This is a genomic window from Pseudactinotalea sp., from assembly GCF_048594945.1.
Classification (GTDB): Bacteria; Actinomycetota; Actinomycetes; order Actinomycetales; family Beutenbergiaceae; genus Pseudactinotalea.
Genome location: NZ_JBMDXJ010000433.1, coordinates 1 through 4,292, shown reverse-complemented (window position 1 = coordinate 4,292; position 4,292 = coordinate 1). Strand labels below are relative to the sequence as shown.

Sequence of the window (4,292 nt, the reverse complement as noted above, 5' to 3'; positions counted from 1 at the left end):
CCGTCGAGGAGTCGTACAGGTCCTCCACCGTGGCGAGCGCCGGGTCACCTTCGATCTGGATCGCGCGGTATCGGCGGGCAACGTCGTAAGCGAGATCGATCTTGACGGCGCGACGCGACGCCTCGGGGTCTGCTCCGTAGGACGCCAGGAGCCGTTGGAGCGCCTCCTCGATCGCACCGGTCTGCGACTTCCCGGTGATGGCGGCAGCCTCGCGAGCGAGCGCGTGCACACGCTCATTCTTGATGTTCAGGCCCATAGCACCATTCTACCATCGACGTTGGGTATACTTCTACCCACCGTCCGCGCCTACCCGGAGAAGCTCCGATGGCACTGCCATCAGTAGGCGCCCACCCAGTCGGTCGGCGCGAACCTCCGCAGACCGTGGAATCGGGGCGCCGAGCGGGATCTGGAACGGAGCCGCCGCGACAGCCCGCACTCTCGGCGCTCACACCTGCGGCGGGCCAGCCAGCCGGTCGTAGGTGAGGAACACCGCTCCGCCGTCGAGAACAGTGTGCTCGACGCGCTCCCAGGCGGTGGGCGCAAAGGTCGCCGACCGGCCGAACACCGGGATTCCGGTGCCGATGGTGAGCGGGCTGAGCTTGACGATCAGTCGGTCGATCTCGCCGGCCAGCGCGCCGGCCAGCTCCCCGCCACCCACGAGCCAGATGTCCTTGTCCTCGCTGCGCTTGAGGTCCTGGAGCGTGGCCACCGGGTCACCGGCGACGACCTCGACGGTCGGGTCCGGGCTCTGTTCCATCGTCCGGGAGAAGACCACGTGCCGCAGGTGCGGGTAGGCGTTGGTCACCCCGGCCGCCAGTCCTACCGCATAGCTCTTGCGCCCTTCGACGACGGTGCCGAAGTGGACGTTGTCAGCGGTCACGCCGAGTGCGGCGCGCGCCGGCCCGGGCAGCGTCTCCGGGTAGTGCTCCACGAGGTACTGCACGTAGTCCGGTGACGGAGTCCAGAAGCCGCCCGGCCCGGTGGGGTCGGCGCCGTCGGGCCCCGCAACGAACCCGTCGAGCGTGGAGGCGATGAGGTACACGAGCTTGCTCACGGAGTCCCTTGTCGTCGATGGATCGCGGGGCGTAGCCGCCGCGCGTGGCTTGACAGGGCACCTAACTTACGACGACGACGAGACTCGCCCCACCGCCGTCGTGCACTCGGTCACAGCCGCCTTGACCATGCCGCGGCGGCATAGTTTCTGATGGCTCCATGAGTCGGAGCACATGGGTCTATCTCGGGTCGTACAGCCTCTCCCTGCTGGGCAACGGGGTGGCGATGGTCCTGTTCCCGCTGCTGGTCCTCGCGAAGACGGGCGACGTCCTCGCCGCGGGCCTGCTGGCCTCGATCACGGCCGCGGTGGCGGCGGTGGTCGGGGTTCTGGCGGGCGTCGTCGTCGATCGCGTGAACCGGCGCACCGTGTCGATCATCAGCGACGTGATGTCGGCGGCGTCGGTCGCCGCGCTCCCGATCGTCGACGCGGTGTGGGGCCTGGATCTCACCTGGTTCATCGTCCTGGGTGTGATCGGCGCGTTCGGCGACATGCCGGGCATGACCGCCCGGGAGACGCTCCTTCCGCGGCTGGTCCAGCTCGACGGCGGTGGGCCGGGTTCGTTGGACCGCTTGGTCGGGATTCGGGAATCTGCCTCGGGTGGGCTGATGCTGCTCGGACCGGGCCTGGGCGGGCTGCTGGTGTGGCTGATCGGCGTCGACTCGGCCACGCTGCTCATCACGGCCGGCATGAGCCTGGCGGCAGCGATGGCAACGTTCGCGATGCCATCGGCAGCTGGAGCGGTCGTGACCGCCGAGTCCCGCGCAGGCCGGGGCGGCGCCGGTGTGCGCGGTGTGTTCGCGGACCTGCTGAGCGGGTGGAGGTTCCTGCTCGGCCATCGACTGGTGCTGGGTGCGAGCCTGCTGTCCGCGATGGTCGTCGCCGTGATGGCGGCACTGCAGACCACGGTCATGCCCGCGTACTTCACGGCCGAGAACCTGCCCGAGCTGAGTGGGTTCGCCGCTACAGGGATCGCCCTGGGTGGCTTGATCAGCTCCGCCGTGTACGCGGCGGCCGTCGGCAGGGTCAGGCGCCGCACGTGGTTCGTGATCGGCGCGATCGGGATCGGCATCGGCTTCACGGTCGTCGGGCTGATGGCCGGCCCGTGGATCGTGCTGGCCGGAGCGGTGGTGGTCGGTCTCGCCAACGGCCCGATGTTCGCGGCGCTGGGCGTGGCGACGATCGAGGCCACCCCGGACCCGATGCGTGGACGCGTGCTGGGCACGCAGAACGCCCTCATGCTCGCCGCGCCCGCCCTGACCGCTGCGCCGATCGCCGCGATCGGCTCGCACCTCGGGCTTCCGGCGGCCGGCATCGGGATCGCCGCCCTGATGGTGGCGACCGTGGTGCTCGCTCTGATGGCACCCGCGTTCCGGTCATTGGACACAATGGAGCCGGCGGCGGACGCGAAGGTGGGATGACTCGATGGCGTGGAGCACCAGGGAGCTGGCGGACCTCACCGGTGTCACGCTGCGCTCGATCCGCCACTGGCACGACGTGGGGCTCCTGCCCGAGCCGGGGCGGCGCTCCAACGGTTACAAGGAGTACACCGCCCACCACCTCGCGCTGGCACTGCGCATCAACCGCCTAGCCGGCCTGGGCTTCCCGCTCAGCACCGTCGCGTCGATGCTCGACTCGGAAGAGGAGGGCCGCGCTTCCCTTCAGGGCTTGCGCGATGAGGTCGACGGCAGGATCGCCGACCTGGTGCGGCTCCGCGGGGAGATCGACGAGCTGATCAGGCGGGGCGTCTCTCCCGACCTGTCGCCGGAGGCGCTCGGTGCGTTCGAGGCCATGGGTGGCGATCCCAGCTCTCGCAACATCGCGATCGTGCTGAGCCACATGATGCCGCGCGAGGACATCCGCCTGCTGATCGATGCCTTGCAGGATGGGCCGGAGGAGCTGCACGTGGCCAACACCGCGATCGGGAACCTGCCCGGTGACGCGACGGAGCCCGAGATCGCCGCTGCCGCCGACCGCGCAACAGCCCCGATCCAGGCGTTCCTCGCCACCCACCAGCAGGTGCTGACCGACGTCCTCGACAGCCCGAACGCGCCGTTGAGCCTCGATGTCCAGACCGCACTCGCCACTCTCGTGAAGGATGGCATGAACCCCGCTCAGCGACGCCTCCTGCAGCTCATCGAGAAGAACCTCGCGGGCAGTCTCGGGTGAGTCACGCCTGCGCCGGTGCTGTCGGGACTCCCCGCGGTGCCATCACCCAGGCGACGGCGGCCGCGATCAAGAACGAGGCCATGAGGATGAAGAACACCTCGATGCCCAAGGAGGCGATGACGATACCGCTGGCCGCATACAACAGCGGTGCCAGTCCGAGGGTGAGCAGCGTGAGGATCGAGGTGACCCGGCCGAGCAGCTCTGGTGGTGTCCGCTGCTGCACCTGACCGTGGCAAGCCACCATCGTGATGCTGGTGACGGCTCCCAGCGCGGCGCACGTGGCTCCCACCAGCCAGGCGGTGGGAGCGAGAGCCACTACCGGCAACATCGCACCGGCGGCGAGGAGGGAGACAAGCACCGTCGCCCCGGTGAAGAAGCGCCGCGGGAGCGCCGCACACAGCAGCGTGACCAGCAGTGCCGCCAAGCTGAACGCCGCGAGCACGATGCCAACGGTCTCCGGCGCCCAGTCGCGCAGCTGCACGAGCAGCACGACCCCGATCGACACCGGACCCGAGAAGGGCAGCTCGGACAACGCCGTCGCAAGGAGCAGCCGACCGAGCCGGTGCGCGCGCACCTGCCTCCATCCGAAGCGGATGCTGGACGACGCCGGACCGGCCGCGACCGCCGTCGGGACCGAGCCCGCTCGATGCAGTCTGACGGTCACGAGCAGCGCGACGGAGATCGCGAACAGCGTCGCGATCGCCGCGAAGGCGCCCGGGGCGCCGAGCGTGATCGCTGCTGCGCCCGCAAGCGGACCCACGGTGTTGCTGACCCGCAGTCCGGCGATCCGCCACGCCTGGAGCCTCGTGAGGTGCTCACGGTCCACGAGACGCGGCGGCATGGCCCCGATGGCCGGCAGGAAGAAGGCGTCGGCGATGCCGAAGAGGACCGAGACTGCCACGAGCCACACGGGCAGGACGCCCACCATCCAGCCGAGCGCAGCGGCTGCCGCCATCACGAGCAAGCGCAGCGTGTCGGTCCCGATGACGAGCCGACGTGGGTCCAGCCGGTCGGCGACGACGCCGCCCGGCAGCATCAGCAGCGCTCGCGGGATCGCGCCGATGGCGAGGAC

At 69.9% G+C, this 4,292-nt stretch carries 5 protein-coding genes; 2 read left to right on the top strand and 3 right to left on the bottom strand.

The features are described 5' to 3' along the window. A partial coding sequence (locus ACOJSN_RS19705; RefSeq protein WP_420114184.1) for a type II toxin-antitoxin system VapB family antitoxin occupies positions 1–256 on the bottom strand: 256 nt, incomplete at its 3' end. A gap of 189 nt (positions 257–445) precedes the next feature. Next, complete coding sequence (locus ACOJSN_RS19700; RefSeq protein WP_420114183.1) at positions 446–1,054, bottom strand: dihydrofolate reductase family protein; 609 nt, start codon at positions 1,052–1,054, stop codon at positions 446–448. A gap of 158 nt (positions 1,055–1,212) precedes the next feature. On the opposite strand from ACOJSN_RS19700, the gene ACOJSN_RS19695 reads away from it, so the two are divergent. Both ACOJSN_RS19695 and ACOJSN_RS19690 read left to right on the top strand, forming a co-directional pair. Next, on the top strand, positions 1,213–2,472 hold the full coding sequence (locus ACOJSN_RS19695; protein WP_420114182.1) for an MFS transporter: 1,260 nt from the start codon (positions 1,213–1,215) through the stop codon (positions 2,470–2,472). A 4-nt stretch (positions 2,473–2,476) separates the two neighbouring features. Next, positions 2,477–3,220 carry a MerR family transcriptional regulator gene (locus ACOJSN_RS19690; RefSeq protein ID WP_420114181.1) on the top strand — a complete coding sequence of 248 codons (744 nt, stop codon included), beginning with the start codon at positions 2,477–2,479 and terminating at the stop codon, positions 3,218–3,220. Between the two features lies 1 nt (position 3,221). Here ACOJSN_RS19690 and ACOJSN_RS19685 read toward each other — a convergent pair. Beyond that, a partial coding sequence (locus tag ACOJSN_RS19685; RefSeq protein ID WP_420114180.1) for an MFS transporter occupies positions 3,222–4,292 on the bottom strand: 1,071 nt, incomplete at its 5' end.